Here is a 17,095-nt window from a genome sequence, read left to right as displayed (position 1 = left end):
CTTCCGATAGCACTTGCAGCTACAACAACCAATGAACCATGCAGCTAAGCTTCCCTTAGATATCAGAGGTTGTGAGCAGGGGGAGCACGCGTGGATGCGTTCGGAATTCGTGAAAAGTTGGTCGCCGGCTACCGGTCCTTCACGGAAGGCTTCGTTGACATCCAGGACCCGCGAATTAAGGATGCCGTCGTCGAGCTCGGAGATAAGGGACGGCAGTGGCCAGACCCTTGGCTGTCCCTAAATCCCTCGTTCAGCTCCGGCGGCCGCATAGACGAGCTCGTCCGGCGTGGGCTCCTTCACCCCGACTGCGATGCCATTTTCAGGCCCAAGAAAGACGCCCGCGATCGGGGCTCGGTGCCTATCACGCTGCACAAGCATCAGCGCGATGCCATTGAAATCGCGGCCAAGAAGGCTTCATACGTCCTAACTACGGGCACGGGCTCAGGCAAATCACTTGCGTACATAGTTCCAATTGTCGACCGGGTCCTCCGCGAAGGGACGGGTAAGGGCGTCAAGGCCATCATCGTTTACCCGATGAACGCCTTGGCCAACAGCCAGATGGAGGAGCTATCCAAGTTCCTCGACAACGGATTTGACGGCAAGCCGCCGGTCACTTTCGCACGTTATACCGGCCAGGAACGCGGAGAGACCCGCGAGAACATCCTTAAGAACCCCCCGGATATCTTGCTGACTAACTACGTCATGCTTGAGTACGTCCTCACCCGGCCGGAGGAGCGGCAGTCCCTCATCCGAGCGGCCTCCGGTCTCCAGTTCCTCGTTCTGGATGAACTGCATACTTATCGCGGCCGGCAGGGCGCGGATGTTGCTATGCTCGTACGCCGCTTGCGGGACGCTTGTAACGCTCAGAGCACCTTGCAGTGCATTGGCACGTCCGCCACGATGTCGAGCGGTGGAACAGTCGCCCAGCAGCAGAGGGACGTCGCCGAGGTCGCTTCCCGGATTTTTGGAACCGTTGTTTTGCCGGAGCACGTAGTGACCGAGACCTTGGTCCAAGCGACCACCAACCAGCACCGATCGGACCAGGATCTGAAGGCTGCTGTGAGAGAACGCGGTGACGCCGAGTACAGCAGCCCCACGCTGGACGGCGGATACGCACTGATGACCTCAGATCCGCTGGCGTCTTGGATTGAGGACACCTTCGGCCTGACAACGGAGCCAGAATCCGGCAAGATCATCCGCAGACAACCACAGACGGTCACCCATGCCGCAGAGGAACTGGCTAAGCAGACAGGGGAAACAGCAAGCAGCTGCGCCACCGCTATCCGGGCGACTCTCCTTGCGGGGTCGAGGGCAAAGCATACTGAGACCAACCGTCCGCTGTTCGCCTTCCGCCTTCACCAGTTCATTTCCAAGGCCGGCTCCCTCTATGCCACGGCGGAGCCCGAGGACACGAGGCTCATCGAGACCGACTTCCAGCTGACCGTTGGAGAGGCCGAGAAGCGGCTCTACCCCCTCGCTTTTTGTCGCGAGTGCGGTCAGGAATACCTCATGGCACGGTTGACCGAAACTGGCGGCGAGTCACGCTTTATCGCCCGGCACGAACTGAAAATGCAGGATACCGGCGGCCCGGACAATGGCCAGGACGGGTATCTGTACATCTCCACGGTGCAGGAATGGCCGGAGCAGGCAATCGAAGCGGGTCGTATCCCTGCCTCCTGGCTCAACGAGGCGGTGTCTGGAAATCGAGTAATCGAGTCCAAACGCAAACGGATTCCGTCGCGCTACCGCGTCCAGCCCGACGGCGCAGCGGCTCGGGACAACGAGTACACGCAAGACGATGGCCAACTCGCCGCCTGGGTCCCGGGAAGCCTTGGTTTCTGCCTCAACTGCCAGGTCACCTATGAATCCGCCCGGAGCGGTGAATTCTCCAAGGTGGTGACGCTCGACCAAGAGGGCCGCAGCAGCGCGATGACCGTGATCGCAACGAAGCTCGTGCAGCTATTGAAGTCAGAGGCCGGCCGCGATTTGAGTCCGCGCGCTAAAAAACTGCTGACGTTCGTGGACAACAGACAGGACGCGTCCCTCCAGGCCGGCCACTTGAACGACTTCGTCCAAGTGGCCCAGCTTCGCTCTGCCCTCTACCGCGCAGTCGCTTCAGCCGGGGATGACGGAGTCGAAGCGATGGAGCTGGGCGATGCGATCATCCAGACACTCAGCCTGGCATGGTCCGACTATGCGCGGACCGAAGATCCGCTGGACCCTAAACCGACCAAGCGGGCGCTGAACGAAGTCGTGACCTACCGCGCTCTGCGCGACCTGCAACGCGGGTGGCGGATCACCCTGCCCAACCTTGAACAAACAGGTCTCCTGATCGTGGACTACCCCCTCGCCAAGAACCTGGCGGAACAAGAGCGCCGCTGGGAAAAAGCTCACTACGTGCTCCGGGACGCGGACCCCGGCAAGCGCGAGGAGATCATCCGGGTCCTGCTGGATGAGTTCCGCCGCGTTCTTGCCATCGACGCCGAGGAACTCACGGCGGACTGGCTGGACCGCGTCAAGAACCGAAGCCGTGAATTCCTGACGGGTATTTGGGCTTTGCCAGAGCAGGAATCTGCTGCCAGCGTCGGGCTCGTGACCACGGAGCCCAAGAAGATGGCTTACCGGACGACTCTCCCCGTGACCTCCTACGGAACATTTGGCCGATGGCTAGCCAAGACAGCTTCGCCCGGCAATAAGCTCAAACGCGCCGAGGTGGACGCAGTCATCGCTTCGCTATTCCAAATTCTGCTCGAGACCGGCTTCATTGCCGAGGTCATCGAAGGCAAGGTCTCCGGCTACCGCCTCAAACTGTCAAGCATGGTTTTGAGGAAGGGAGAGGGCGAATACGGCGCCCCCGATTTGCTCCGCCGCACCTATCACGCCGACCAGAAGCCCCGCGTCATCCAGTTCTTCAAGGACCTGTACCTGGAGCAAGGACAGGAGCTGGCCGGACTCAAAGCGGCGGAGCACACCGCCCAGGTACGTGCAGAAGACCGGGAAGCCAGAGAACAGGCGTTCCGCGAAGCAGAACTTCCCCTGCTGTTCTGTTCTCCAACCATGGAGCTGGGCGTCGACATCGCAGACCTCAATGCCGTGGCGATGCGCAACGTTCCGCCCACGCCGGCAAACTACGCCCAACGCAGCGGCCGCGCGGGGCGCTCGGGCCAGCCGGCCCTGGTCCTGACCTACTGTGCCACCGGCAGCCCTCATGACTCCTACTACTTCGAACGCTCGAACCTCATGGTTTCCGGCCAGGTCCAGCCGCCGAGGTTGGACTTCGCCAACGAAGACCTGATCAGGTCACATGTCCACGCCATCTGGCTTGCGGAAGCCCTCGCCTCAACCAGCTCGGGTCTGGGTAAGTCCATGAGCGGTCTTCTCAAGCTTGAAGACAAGAGCTACCCCCTTCAGCCCGAGATCAAATCTGTCCTAGCTGATGAACAGGCCGCGAAACGCGCCAAGGCATCGGCAGAGGTCCTCCTGCGGAGCATCGAAGGAGAACTGAAGGACACATCGTGGTGGACTGAATCATGGTCCGATGCCGTCATTGACACCGCTCTGGCCAACTTCGACCAGGCCTGTGAAAGATGGCGACAGCTCTACCGGAGCGCCATCACCGAGCAGGACGCCGCGCACCGAGCCAGCCAGGACCACTCCACCGACTCCAAACAGCGCGAGGCCGCGGCCAACCGGCACCGCGAGGCCGGCCAGCGCCTGGAAATCCTTCTCAATGACAGCGATTCAAAGGGCCAATCCGACTTCTACACTTTGCGTTACTTGGCTTCCGAAGGCTTTCTTCCGGGATACTCGTTCCCGCGGCTGCCTCTGGCCGCATTCATCCCGGGCATCCGCAGGGGCAAGGATAACAACAGCACATGGCTGCAGCGCTCGCGATTCCTTGCGATCAGCGAGTTCGGTCCGGACTCGCTGATCTACCACGAAGGCGCCCGCTACCAGGTTAAGCGCGTCAGCCTGCCGCGGGACTCCGACGGCGGGGGCGTGGGAGATGTGGTTCTCGGAGAGGCCCGTGTCTGCGTTGCCTGTGGCTACTTGCACCAGCGGGAGGCCGGACTCGACATCTGCGAATCGTGCAATGAACCGCTGGCCGGCAGCTGGTCAAACCTGATGCAGTTGCAGTCCGTCATCACGCGCCGCCGCGAACGGATCAGCGCGGACGAGGAGGAACGCAACCGCCAAGGATTCCAGCTCGTCACGAACTACCGGTTTGCCCCGCACGGTAAGAAGCCAGGCCGCTCCGATGCGCAGATGCTGAACGGGGAGGCGGCCATCGGTGCGGTGCACTACGGCGACGGAGCGACTGTCCGGGTGACCAACCTGGGTCGACGGAACCGGGCCAACCAGGATCGGCATGGCTTTTGGCTCGATCTCATCACGGGCGAATGGCTGTCGGAAAAGAAAGCCACCGCGGATACCGGAGACGCGGGTGAGGCCACCGACGCGGATGCCATGACCGTTGAACAGTCCAAGAAGAAGCAGATGGTGACGCCTTACGTTGAGGACCGCCGCAACATCGCCGTCGTCCGCTGGACGGAGAACGTGACGCCCGCAGAAGCAACCACCATGCAGTTCGCCATGGAACGCGGCATCGAAGCGGTGTTCCAGCTGGAGGACTCTGAGCTCTCCAGCGAGCTTCTCGCGGACAGCGAGGATCGGGGACGTCTGCTGTTCATCGAAGCCGCAGAGGGCGGCGCCGGAGTGTTGCGCCGGCTGCAAAGCGAGCCGGATGCCATGGCCAGGGTCGCCGCCAAGGCGCTGGAAATTCTGCACGTCGATGCCGCTACGGGCAACGACATGGAAAACAGCTGCGTCCGTGGCTGCTACCGGTGCCTGTTGTCCTACGGCAACCAGCGTGACCACGAAATCATCGACCGGAGGCTCGTCATAGACCGGCTGATGCAGTTGGCCGGCGCTGTCACGGTGGCTGCAGCACCGACGCCGAAACCCAAGCACGCTATGCCTCCCGGAACTGTGGTCAGCCCGCGGGCCCAAAGCCTGTTGGACTATCTGCTGCAGAACGGGCGAAATCTGCCCGATGAAATCGGCCCCAGCATTGAGGGGAATGTGGTGGATTTCGTCTACACCGCTAAGTTGTCGGTGGGCATTGCTGTGATTGTTGAGGACGTGTCCAGACCTCCCGTCGATGATCTGGCACTGACGTACGGCAACTGGAACGTCATCAGGTGCCGTCAGGACGAAGACATTGAAGCATTTGTAAGTGGACACACGAACGTATTTGGAGTGGTGGAGTGACTAGTACGACGGCGGAGCACAGTTTTGCGGTTGGCTCGCTGGTAGCGGCCCGCGGCCGTGAATGGGTAGTTCTGCCCGAGAGCACCCCCGACTTCCTTGTCCTCCAGCCCCTGGGCGGCACTATGGACGACATCGCCGGAGTCATCCCCTCCATCGAAGAAGTGAACCCGGCGTCCTTCGGTCTACCGCTGGCAACCGACCTGGGCGATGACCGCAGCGCCCGGCTGCTCCGCGACGCGCTCCGTATCGGGTTCCGCTCCAGCGGTGGCCCGTTCCGTTCCCTGGCAGGGTTGAATGTGAGCCCGCGCCCGTATCAGCTCGTCCCACTGCTGCTGGCGCTCCGCCAGGATGTCGTGCGCCTCCTGGTCGCCGACGATGTGGGAATTGGCAAGACCATCGAGGCTGGACTGATCGCCTCCGAGCTCCTGGCTCAGGGCGACGCCAGCGGACTCGCTGTCCTATGCCCGCCTAGCCTGGCCCAGCAGTGGAAGCAGGAACTTTCTGAGAAGTTTGGTATTGACGCCGAGCTGGTCCTGCCAGGGACAGTGAAGCGGCTGCAGAGGGAAGCCGGCTACGACAAGTCCATCTTTGAGTATTTCAAACACACGATCGTTTCCACTGACTTCATCAAGTCCGAGTCCAAACGCCACGACTTCATGCGGACCGCACCAGACCTGGTGATCGTGGACGAGGCCCACGGCGTCACTGCCGATGACTCCGGCAAGGGCGGCGTCGGCCGCACGCAGCGGTACGAGCTGGTGCGGGGACTGGCCGATGACCCGCACCGTCACCTCGTGCTGGTAACGGCGACGCCGCACAGCGGCAACGACGGTGCCTTCCGCAACCTGATCGGCCTGCTGGATAGCAGCCTGAAGACCGTGGACCTTTCTGCCGAGACGGGCCGCCGCAAACTCGCGGACCATATGGTCCAGCGCCGCCGCGTGGACATCCGCAGCTACCTGAAGTCGGACACCAAGTTCCCCAGCGACCGGCAGACAGTCGAGGTCGCCTATAAGCTCTCGCCGGAGCACCGGGCATTCTTCGACGCCGTCCTGAACTACGTCCGCGGCCAGGTGCAGGACACCTCCGGCAGCAAGCGCGACCAACGCATCCGCTGGTGGTCCGCGCTGTCCCTGCTGCGTGCCATGGCTTCCTCGCCTGCATCGGCCGCCGCTACCCTGAACACCCGTGCTGTCGGTGAAGATGCTGAATCGGAGGCCACCGCCGAGAAGCGAGGCATGGCAGTGGTGATGGACCAGGTGGAGGACGACGGCGGCGAGGGCATCGACGTGGTGCCCGGTTCCCGGCCGGATGCCTTGGATGAAACGTCGCGGGAAAAACGTCAGCTCAATGCGTTCCTCAAGACAGCGGGGGAGCTTCAGGCCAACCCCGGGCAGGACGCCAAGCTTCAGCTCTTGGTCAAGCGCATCCGAGCGCTCATTGCCGAGGGCTTCCAGCCCATCGTTTTTTGCCGCTTCATCCCAACCGCACACTACGTCTCGGAAAACCTGCGGGAAGTTGGGAAGAGGAAGTTCGACGTCGAGGTAGTCACCGGCGAGCTCCCCTCAGAGGAACGTGCCGCGCGCATCGCCGCCCAAGCGGAACGCGCCGGCGACACTCCAAAGGTGCTGGTGGCCACGGACTGCCTGTCCGAGGGCGTGAACCTGCAGGACGGTTTCCAAGCCGTAATTCACTATGACCTCGCCTGGAACCCCACCCGCCACGAACAGCGCGAAGGGCGGGTAGACCGGTTCGGACAGCTCTCGGATACCGTCCGCGCCCTCACCATCTACGGTGATGACAACGGTATCGACGGGATTGTGCTGGATGTCCTGCTGCGCAAGCATGAGAGTATTCGCCGGGACCTGGGCATCAGCGTACCTGTCCCGCCCCGCAGCGATCAGATCCTTTCCGCCCTCCTGGAGGGCATCATGATGCGCGGCAAGAACGGCGATCAGCTGGAGCTGTTCAGCCTCACCCCGGAAGCCGAGGAACTGGACGCTGAATGGCGAAGCAGCGCGGAACAGGAGAAGCTCAGCCGCTCTCGCTTCGCCCAGAATGCCATCCGCCCGGAAGAAGTTCAGGAAGTCGTGGACGCAGCCCGGCGCAGCCTGGGCGACCCCGAGGATGTCGCCGCCTTTGTGAAAGCAGCACTCGAAGAAACGGGCGCGCACGTCGAGACCGCTCCTGATGGGCTTGTGGCCGAGCTGACAGCGGCTGTGCCGGGCATCCGCAACGCCCTGGGCTCGGATTCCAAGGTCCGCTTCGTCAACGACTTCCCGGCCCCGCACCACACCTCCGTGCTGGTACGGACGGACCCCGTCGTCGCTGCCGCGGCAAACTACGTACTGAACTCCGCTCTGGACGCGCAACTCAGGGGCAAGGAACGCCCTGCCCGCCGCTGCGGGTTCATCAAAACTAACGCGGTGGACAAACTTACCGTGGCCCTCCTGATCCGCTTCCGCACCAAGCTGGTGCTTCCCGCACGGCTCGGCGACAAGACAGACATGGCAGAGGAAGCCCGCGTACTGGCCTTCAGCGGCAGCCCGCAGAATCCCGTCTGGCTCCCGGAAGAAGCCGTCGAAGCGCTGCTCCAGGCCAGACCAGACGCGAACGCCGGCGATGTCACCAACATGATGGCCGCCATCCTCGGATCTCTGGACCAGTTGAAGGACCAACTCGAGCAGAAAGCCCGAGACGTGGCCGAACAGATCCGTGATGCCCACAGAGAGGTCAGGATCGCCGCCCGCGGCGACCGTGCCGGCCAGCTCGGCATCCGTGGCCTCACGGTCGAACCGAATCTTCCCGCAGACATCCTGGGCGTCTACGTCTACAGCCCGGCCGGAGGCACCAAATGAGCGCGGCATTCCAAGCCATCACCGTTGTCGGAGGAGTTGTTCCCCCCTCATTGCTGGGGCGCATCCAGGCCGGGGAAGTCAATGATGCCAGGAGCATGGCTCCGGCGAGTTTCCACCTTGCCGGCACGGAAACGCTCCGTGACGCGGCCTCACGTACATGGATGTACCTTCAGGGTGCCTGGCGCGCCTGGCGCGAAGCGGACGCCGCCAAACGCCCGGACGGGCAAGGTGCCGGCACTGGTGATGCCCGACAGAAGTGGCTTCTGGTGCTACTTCGCGAGCTCGGCTATGGGCAGGTTCCGGCGACCCCCGGCGGCCTGACGATCGGCGGCGAGGCGTACTCCATCTCGCACCGTTGGGAGTCCGTGCCCATCCACTTGCTTGGCCCTGGGGTGGACCTGGACAAGCGCACCCCGAAGATTGAAGGTGCGGCCCGGCGCGCGCCCCAGGCGATGATGCAGGAATTCCTGAACCGTGAGGACACTTACCTCTGGGCCATTCTCAGCAACGGCCTCAGGCTCCGTCTCCTGCGGGACTCCACCGCGCTGGCAGGCTCCGCATACATTGAGTTCGATCTTGAGACCATCTTCGAGTCGGATCTCTATTCCGAATTCCAGCTGTTCTGGCAACTCTGTCACCAGTCCCGGCTGGACAAGCGCGGCGGATCCGAAGCGCCCCCGTCTGACTGCTGGCTGGAACTCTGGCGCGGTGAATCCGTCGAGGCCGGAGCTCGTGCCCTCGACAAGCTGGGTGCCGGCGTCGAGAAAGCTCTGGGCTTCCTGGGCTCGGGCTTTCTGCGTCACCCGGACAACCGCTGGCTCGTGGATGCCCTGCATTCCGGGGATCTAGGCCATCGCGACTTCCACAAGGCACTCCTTCGCACTGCCTACCGCCTGCTGTTCCTGTTCGTGGTGGAGGATCGCGGTGCTCTCCTCGATCCGGCGGCGACCACCGAGGCCCGCCACCGCTACGAGACCTATTTCTCGACGCAGCGGCTGCGGAAGATGTCGCGCACCCGCGACGGAGGCCCGCACCCGGACCTGTGGCGTACCCAGAAACTCGTGTTGGGCGCCCTGGGCGGCGACGGCCTCAGTGTAGTCGGTCTGCCGGCACTGGGCGGACTTTTTGATCCCGATCCCCGCGCCGCTCGTCTGGCCGGGCAACCGCATGAGGACCTTTTGCTAGGTGCAGAGTTGGCAAACCAGGACTTCCTCAAGGCCATCCGCGGCCTGGGCTGGGTGGCTGGAAAGACCGGGCGTCTGCAGCCCGTGGACTACCGACATCTCGGGGCCGAGGAACTAGGCTCCGTTTACGAATCTTTGCTGGAATTGGTACCCCGCGTCGATACCGAGACACGGTCCTTTGAACTTGCGCATCTGGCCGGGAACGAGCGCAAGACCACCGGCTCCTACTACACCCCGCCAGGTCTGGTGTCCGCGCTGTTGGACACCGCCTTGGACCCGCTGCTGGACCAGGCCGTGAATGGTGCGACTGGACCAGACGACGCCGAGGCCCGGCTTCTTGCGCTGACCGTGTGCGACCCTGCCTCCGGCTCCGGCGGCTTTCTGGTGGCCGCCGCCCGCCGGGTTGCCCGTCGCCTGGCCGAGGTGCGCGCCGGCGATAACGAGCCCACACCCGGCGAGGTGCAGAGCGCACTGCATGACGTGGTGGAACGCTGCATCTACGGTGTGGACATGAATGACCTCGCTGCCGAACTTGCCAAGGTGTCCCTGTGGCTGGAAGCCATGCAACCCGGGAAACCGCTCGGCTTCCTGGACGCACGGATCAAGATCGGCAATAGCCTGTTAGGAACAACGCCTGCGCTGCTCGCCGGCGGCGTACCCGAGGGGGCCTTCACCGTTCTGGAAGGCGACGACAAGACGTTTGCGGCTGAGGCCAAAAAACGGAACAAAGCCGAGAACACGCGGAAAGCGGACAGGCTCTTTGGCTCACTCGGGCAGGACGCGTTCAGCTTCGGCGGCACGCAGTCGGTTGTGGCGCAGCTGATCAGCCAGCGCCGCGAACTGGTCAAACCCGTGGCGAGCGCCGAGGAGGCCCGGTCCCGAGCCAAGGCCTACGACGCCTTCGACCACTCCGCGGACCTGGAGCAGAAGAGGCTCCACGCGGACGCCTGGTGCGCGGCGTTCGTGTGGCCCCTTAAGGCTGGCGAGGCAGAGCCTCCCACCTCTTCAATCGTGCGGCAGCTTGGTGACTCAGGCGCCGATGCCGGTTACGTCGACACGGTAGCCCAGGTGCGCCAGCTGGCGGACGAATACCGATTCTTCCACTGGCACCTCGAGTTCCCGGAAGTCTTTGGTGACCCCGAGTCCGGCGAAGATGTAGGGGCCGAGGGCTGGCCCGGGGGTTTCTCTTGCATGTTGGGAAACCCTCCCTGGGACCAAGTTCAGTTTGATCCTCAAGAATACTTCGCGGCAGATAGACCTGAAATCTATCGCGAAGGAAAGAAGGACGTGCGGGATAAGCTAATCTCTGCACTCGAAGTTCTAGACCCGGTTCTGTTCAGGCAATATGAGAAGGACAAAGCGAAGGTCGCCGGCGAAAAGCTATTTTATCATAATTCCGGAAGATTCCCATTGAGCAGTTATGGTCGTCTGAATACCTATTCACTGTTCACGGAACTCTTTCAAACTCTTTGCTCACCGCACGGAAATTCGGGCGTAATAGTGCCAACAAATGTTGCCACCGACAAGTTTAATCAGCATCTCATTGGCGCCCTGGTGGATTCTAATCGTATTGTCGGTTGCTTTGACTTCGAGAACTCGCGGCCGTACTTTCCCCAGGTGCATAGGAGTTACAAGTTTTGCCTTCTCACGACGACTGGACGCTCAAGGACTAGCCCCGAAGCGAAATTTGCATTTTTTCTTGCAGATCCGTCGGACATTCCAAAGTCCAGTTTCGTATTGACGCCCCGTGATATAAGACTAATAAACCCAAACACGGGGACACTGCCTATATTCCGTAACAAGACGGATGCCGAGCTCACTCGTGATGCCTATCGACGGTTCCCTATTCTCGTGGATGATTCTCGAGACCCAGCCGACCATCCATGGCCTGTAGGTTTCATGTTGATGTTTATGAGCAACACTAATGCGGATTTACTCCACCATGATGCGGAGGTGCCGGAAGAACTCAAGTCATCTCCCGGATCAATTATTTCCGAGCTTCGTGACGGGGAATTCGTTCGATACGTCGAGTCTAAAATGATCCACCAGTACGACTCCAAGTGGGCGTCGATTGAAGGCGGAACTGCGGTGGACGTCTCAGGGACAGACAGGAAGGATCCGAGCTTCGTTCCCCGTCCACGGTATTGGGTCCCGGCAAGTAGTGTCCGTGAGCGAACATCGAACTGGCCGCACGATTGGCATTTGGGCTGGCGGGATATTGCCCGCTCGACTGACGCGCGGACTATGATCGCAACTATTGTTGAGGGGGCCGCGGCCGTCGACGGTGGCCTTCCGTTGTTGTTGCCCCTTCGAGGTGCGCGCGACGCATGCAGTCTGATCGGAATGATGAACTCGTTCGCTTTCGACTTCCTCTGCCGTCAGAAGGTGGGAGGAATGCATGTTCGCCAATTCACGATGAAGCAGCTGCCGTTCCCGACACCTCAGCAGCTCGGTGATGCGCTCAAGGAGATCGGTGGCACGGATTCAGGGTGGATCATTGACAGGGTGCTCGAGCTCGTCTACGTGAGCCAAGAACATGTGGGTTTTGCACGAGAATTGGGCGACTATTCGCCCCCATTCATCTTTCATGCGAATCGAAATCTGAAGCTACGTGTAGAGATTGACGCCGCGATGTTCCACGTATTCTGCATGACGCGATCAGATGTCTTGTACGTGATGGACACGTTCTCTGTGGTCAAAGACTCAGACGAGAAGCAGTTCGGTGAGTATCGCACAAGAACGCTAATACTCGAGGCCTACGACGCCATGCAGGAAGCCATCAACACCGGCATCCCCTTTGAGTCGTCGCTTAACCCGCCGCCCGGCCAAGGCCCCCGCCACCCCGCCAAGGAGATCTCCGCATGACCCAGAACTTGAAGTGGACTCCATTCATCGGGTTTGCCGGCAAATTTATCGAAACTGTCGACCTTCACGCGGACGAGAATGACTACAAGAAAGAGCTTGCGGCAAATCTCGCGGGCGTGCGGACCGAGCTGCTGGCCGGGGATCCTGCGTGGCACCCACACTTCATTCGGGCGCTGCGGACGACGAACCTCGTCAATTACAGAACCATCGGGGCCATGGACAAGCTGGATGTTGCTTCGGCGCAGAAGCTGGAAAGTCTCTTGACGCGGTTTTGGTCGGGCGAGCCCACAACAGAGAAGCTGAATGCCTTGGTTACCGGGTTCAAGGAGCTGAACTCCCGGGAGCTTTCAGACGGTATCGCCACCGGCGTGGGTTCTGTCCTGCTCATGGCCGTGAATCCGACCGAGTTCCCGCCGTACCGTCCCGAAGCGGTCCGCCTGTTCTGGAACATCATCGGTTTTGACTACAAGGACGCCGTACGGACTCCGCGAGGACGCTATGACGCGTTCCTGGACGTCCTGGATCAGCTCCGGTCGGAGCTGGCTCTTGCGGGACTCGGTGACTTTGACCGCTTGGAAGCCCAGGGCATCATGTGGACGGTCATCAACGCCGATCCGACGGACGAATGGGCCCCCCAGGACGTTGTGAACTTCCGGAAATGGCGCGGAGACAAGGCCGCGGCTGCCGAGGTCGATCTCAGCACTCCCGCTGCCACGATAGCTCCCCAGGTCGAGGCCGCAGGACGACTGATCCTCGAGAGCGGATTTCGCCGCGCGCCTTCCGCCATCGACGGCTCAACGCCAAGCTGGACAGTTGAGAACGCGCGCGAACTGGCAAGAAGAAGCGAACTCGACGTCGGCCCCGGAACCTTCATGGCGAAGTTCGAGCGTCAGCTGCAAGATGCCAGCCGCGGCGTGGTCCTCCTGGCTGCGGAACTGGCTTACCTGCAGGTACTGCCCCTCTCGAACGTAGGCCCCCAAACAAAGATCGCCAGGATCGAGAAGATTCTTTCCTGGATTAAACTCGACGAAGTGCCCCTACCTCCATTGCTTCAAGAGGGCTTGGGCGCCGAAGGTGCGTTCCACGGCGGTGTCGGATTCAACATCCAAGTCGCAGAGCACATGAAATGGCTCTCTCGTCTCGTCGAACATGTAGCGACACAACCAATGAGCCTGATTGAAGCCGCACTTTCGGATCCTTGGGCGTTTCGCGACATCACCCAGTCAGTCCCCGATGACCGCCCCATGATCCGTTACAGCGTGGACTACCTCGCGTGGCCGGGATACATGTCCCCTGTTGTCAAGCGGGACCACCGGACAGAGATTTGGCACGCATTTGCGGGCGTCATTGGCGGTGCAACGGGTCGAAACGACAACGACGAGGCCGCCATTGCCAAAGACCTCCATGCCATTCGGCTCGTCCAACAGGGCAGCTCGAATGAATTCGTGGAATGGTACAGCGAGCCCTATCTGAGCCAGTGGCGGGCAGGGGCGGAAGACTCCGGACAGCGGGCGTGGCTGGTCAGGCAGAGCCAGGCAGGGACGCCCATGTTGCACCCGTGGCTTGAGGACGGGTTCGTGTCCACCCCCGCGCAACACCTTGGGTCACCCACGCCAGGATCGAACCCGAGCCAAATACAGGCGGCCGTCAATAAGGGATACCAGCACATCGAATATTCGGAGCGCAAACTCCGTGCCATGGAATACCATCGCTTCCTCAGCATCATGAAAGTGGACGACTTCGTCCTCACGGCCTTCGAAGATAGCCTCTATCTCGGTGTCGTGACGGGGGAGGCTCACTACGTCGAGGACGCGACGTCGCGCTTGAGACGCGCTGTCGCGTGGCAGAAGACGCCGATCAGCACTGAAGACGTGCCAGCACCCCTGCCGCGGCTGCTGGCCGAGCAAGGGTCAGTCGTGGACCTTACCGAAGCACTTTCCATCATCACGGCCTGGTTCGGTGTGGAAGCTGACCCCGATAACGAGACGGAAGATGTGGCACCCGTGGCGCAAGTCGCCGTCGTACCCCACCTAACAAAAGCCACGCCAGAACTGGCACGAAAGCTGCACGTGGACCAGCAGCACTTGCAGGAGGTGATCAGGCTCCTCCAGACCCGGCAGCAGATCGTCTTCTACGGCCCTCCCGGAACCGGCAAGACCTTTCTGGGAACAGCTATCGCCAAGTTCCTGGCGGGGGAGGAGCACTCCGACCACGTCAGGACGGTCCAGTTCCATCCTTCCTACGCCTACGAAGACTTTTTCGAGGGCTACCGGCCGGCGAAAAGCCAGGACGGAAACGTGGCCTTCAGCCTCGAAGCGGGACCGCTGCGGCGTATCGCCGACGAAGCGGCGTCTGAAGGCAACCGAGACAAGCCGTATTTTCTGATCATCGATGAGATGAACCGCGGCAACCTCGCCAAGATCTTCGGCGAGCTGTACTATCTGCTGGAGTACCGCAACGAGGGCATCAACCTCCAGTACAACCCGGACAAGGTCTTCGCCCTGCCGCCCAACCTGTTCATCATCGGCACGATGAACACCTCCGATAGGTCCATCGCGATGGTGGACGCCGCCATCAGGCGCCGCTTCGCATTCGTCGAGCTTCACCCGCAGGACGGCATAATCTCTGGACTGCTCGAACGCTTCCTCAAAGCGAACGGCAAACCCTCACTGCGAGCCGATCTCCTCAACGCTCTAAACAACGAGATTGAGGATACGAACCGCGACCTGATGATTGGGCCGTCTTACTTCATGAAGCCCCATGCTGAGACCGACGAGGGGCTCGAGGAGATCTGGAAGTACGAGTTACTGCCGCTGTTGGAGGAACAGTATTTTGGGCGCCTGAAACGGGACCAGGTCCGGGAGAAGTTCGGTCTGGCGGCGATGAGGCGAAAAGCTTGCGCTGATGTTGGGCCGGTGGATCTTTCTTTGGTGTCAGTCGAGCAGGTGCCGGATGGTGAGGGCGCCGAGGAGCTCGAGCAGTTGTTGACGGATTCTGAAGACACGTCCTCCTGATGCTCAGGTCCATCGTCCTCGACGAACTGCAAAGTTCGGCTGATGCAGTTGAGCTGGATCCGGAAGTCGCCGCGACGCTCCGGGACACCGGGCTGGTGACGGTCCTGCCTGCTCACGGCGGATTGTGGACGGTGCTCCCCGCAGGAACTGTGGGGGCTGTCCAGGTGGGGAACCTTCTAGTCGAGGTCACGCCAAAACAGAAGGTCGGTCTCAGCCGGCTGCTGTTCTTGCTCGGCTACGCCGCGAACCCGGGCTTCCGTCCGGAAGACGTTGCGGGCATCGAAGACACCGTCCTGTTCGCCGCCCTTGGCGAATCCCTGGCCCGCCAGGGGTTGCGGGCGCTGGAACGCGGTGCGCTCAGTGGGTACGTCCACGTTGAGGATGCCCTCCGGACAGTCCGAGGGCGGATCCGTGTGGGCGACCAGATGACCCGCCGCCCCGGGATGCTCCTGCCCTTGGAGGTCGCCTACGACGACTTCACCGTTGACATCGCTGAGAATCGGATACTTCGAGCTGCCGTGCGGCTCATGATGCAAGTGCCCCGTCTCTCCGACGATGTGCGCTGGAGGTTGGCTCACTTGGATTCCAAGCTGGACGGAGTCTCGGAGCTACGGTTCGGAGCCACGCTACCTCCCTGGACAGAATCGCGTCTAAACGAGCACTATGTTTCGGCCCTCCGCTTGGCGGAGATCATACTTCGGAACATGTCGGCCGAGGCCGGCATCGGGCGCCATTCCGTCGCCTCTTTCGTTGTGAACATGGCCAAGGTGTTCGAGGACTTCGTTACAACTTCGCTTCGCGAGGCACTTGACGGCTATCCCGGCGAGACCAGCGGACAATACGAGACGTTCCTGGACGAGCCTGAGGTTGGCCAGATGGGGAATCGTGTCCGCATGGCAGTGGACATCGTTCATTCGGTACGCGGCGTTCCCGCAATGGTGTTCGACGCGAAGTACAAAGCAGCGTCGCCTTCTGGCGCTTACCCGAACGCAGATCATTACCAGATGCTGGCGTACTGCACCGCGCTAGACGTTTCGAGAGCCTGGCTCGTCTATGCGGGGCCGGGGAGGCCGCGGCTACGACGCGTTCGGAACTCCGAGGTTTCCGTCGTGGAGTTTCCGATTGATCTTTCGCAATCGCCAGAGGACTTGTTAGCCAGAGTGAAGTTCCTGGCGGCATCGGCGTTCCACGAATGGCCGTTCGCAGCTGGCGCGGGGCTTCACAGTGCCCCGTAGTCTGCGGAGGTCACGCGCTGCGATTTTTGTGGGGCTTCCATCGAGTTTGGTGCCCTAAATCCGGCGAACTGTATTTCCGAATGGACAGGTTGTGATTCTCAATTGGCGATTTTTTCCAGACTGGAACGCAGCAGCCGTGCACTAGTGCTCCGCGTACAGCTGGCACTGTCCGTCCAGTTGGCCGGGAAAAGGTTGGGGGTGAGATCTGAACATGCTCGTCAGTTTCGATAGGCTGGCAGGCCCGTTAGGAGCCAATGATAGGCGAGCTGCCAAACTTCCGATCGACGACCCCGACATCGAGCATGACCAGTTCGTAGTTAAAGCCATGGATCATGGCGTGTTCGACCGAATCGTAGATGCATTCGAGGCGCCGGAGCCGACTGGGCTCCTCATGCGTGAAGGATGACATAGCAACCCCGACCGGAGGCGTCCAAGCTCTGGGACCGGCAGCAAGAAACAGCTGAGGAATGCCGACCCAGTTCTTCAGTTCGCTCGGTTCCACTGGAATCGTTCAGATCATTCGTTTTGATCTGTATCTCGCGATGACTAGTTGCCAGTGCGTGGTGGGATGGTCAACTGGCCAAAGACAACTGCTCAAAGCCGGCAAGTCCTGGGTCAGGGCACCCCTAAGCCATTCCGGTATGCTCTAATCACACCACAGGTGAGGG

The 17,095-nt window shown here is 61.3% G+C and carries 5 protein-coding genes; all 5 read left to right on the top strand.

Annotation, left to right across the window (positions count from 1 at the left end):
- Positions 1 to 90 precede the first annotated feature (90 nt).
- From AC6JAM_RS03465 to AC6JAM_RS03445, 5 genes are read left to right on the top strand one after another with little or no spacing between them, the layout of a single operon-like run.
- The gene (locus AC6JAM_RS03465) at positions 91 to 5,271 is read left to right on the top strand and encodes a DEAD/DEAH box helicase (protein ID WP_497934062.1); all 5,181 of its coding nucleotides are present in this window, start codon (positions 91 to 93) and stop codon (positions 5,269 to 5,271) included.
- Complete coding sequence (locus AC6JAM_RS03460) at positions 5,268 to 8,129, top strand: DUF8741 domain-containing protein (RefSeq protein WP_497934061.1); 2,862 nt, start codon at positions 5,268 to 5,270, stop codon at positions 8,127 to 8,129. Before AC6JAM_RS03465 ends, AC6JAM_RS03460 begins: the two co-directional genes overlap by 4 nt.
- Positions 8,126 to 12,178, top strand: a complete 4,053-nt coding sequence (locus AC6JAM_RS03455; RefSeq protein WP_497934060.1) for an Eco57I restriction-modification methylase domain-containing protein — start codon at positions 8,126 to 8,128, stop codon at positions 12,176 to 12,178. The genes AC6JAM_RS03460 and AC6JAM_RS03455 overlap by 4 nt, the downstream gene beginning before the upstream one ends.
- A complete protein-coding gene (locus AC6JAM_RS03450; RefSeq protein WP_497934059.1) occupies positions 12,175 to 15,192 on the top strand; it encodes an McrB family protein in 3,018 nt (1,005 codons plus the stop codon). Before AC6JAM_RS03455 ends, AC6JAM_RS03450 begins: the two co-directional genes overlap by 4 nt.
- Positions 15,192 to 16,427 (top strand): McrC family protein, encoded by a 1,236-nt coding sequence (locus AC6JAM_RS03445; protein WP_497934058.1) that lies wholly within the window; start codon positions 15,192 to 15,194, stop codon positions 16,425 to 16,427. Before AC6JAM_RS03450 ends, AC6JAM_RS03445 begins: the two co-directional genes overlap by 1 nt.
- The last annotated feature ends 668 nt before the right edge of the window (positions 16,428 to 17,095 follow it).

The sequence above is a fragment of the Arthrobacter sp. GmRoot5-12 genome, from assembly GCF_059739365.1.
This window is presented reverse-complemented; position numbering and strand designations above follow the sequence as displayed.

What these genes read in the sequence shown, in the direction of transcription:
- AC6JAM_RS03445 (WP_497934058.1), top strand. Translation starts at nt 15,192, where the DNA reads ATGCTCAGGTCCATCGTCCTCGACGAACTGCAAAGTTCGGCTGATGCA.
- AC6JAM_RS03450 (WP_497934059.1), top strand. Translation starts at nt 12,175, where the DNA reads ATGACCCAGAACTTGAAGTGGACTCCATTCATCGGGTTTGCCGGCAAA.
- AC6JAM_RS03455 (WP_497934060.1), top strand. Translation starts at nt 8,126, where the DNA reads ATGAGCGCGGCATTCCAAGCCATCACCGTTGTCGGAGGAGTTGTTCCC.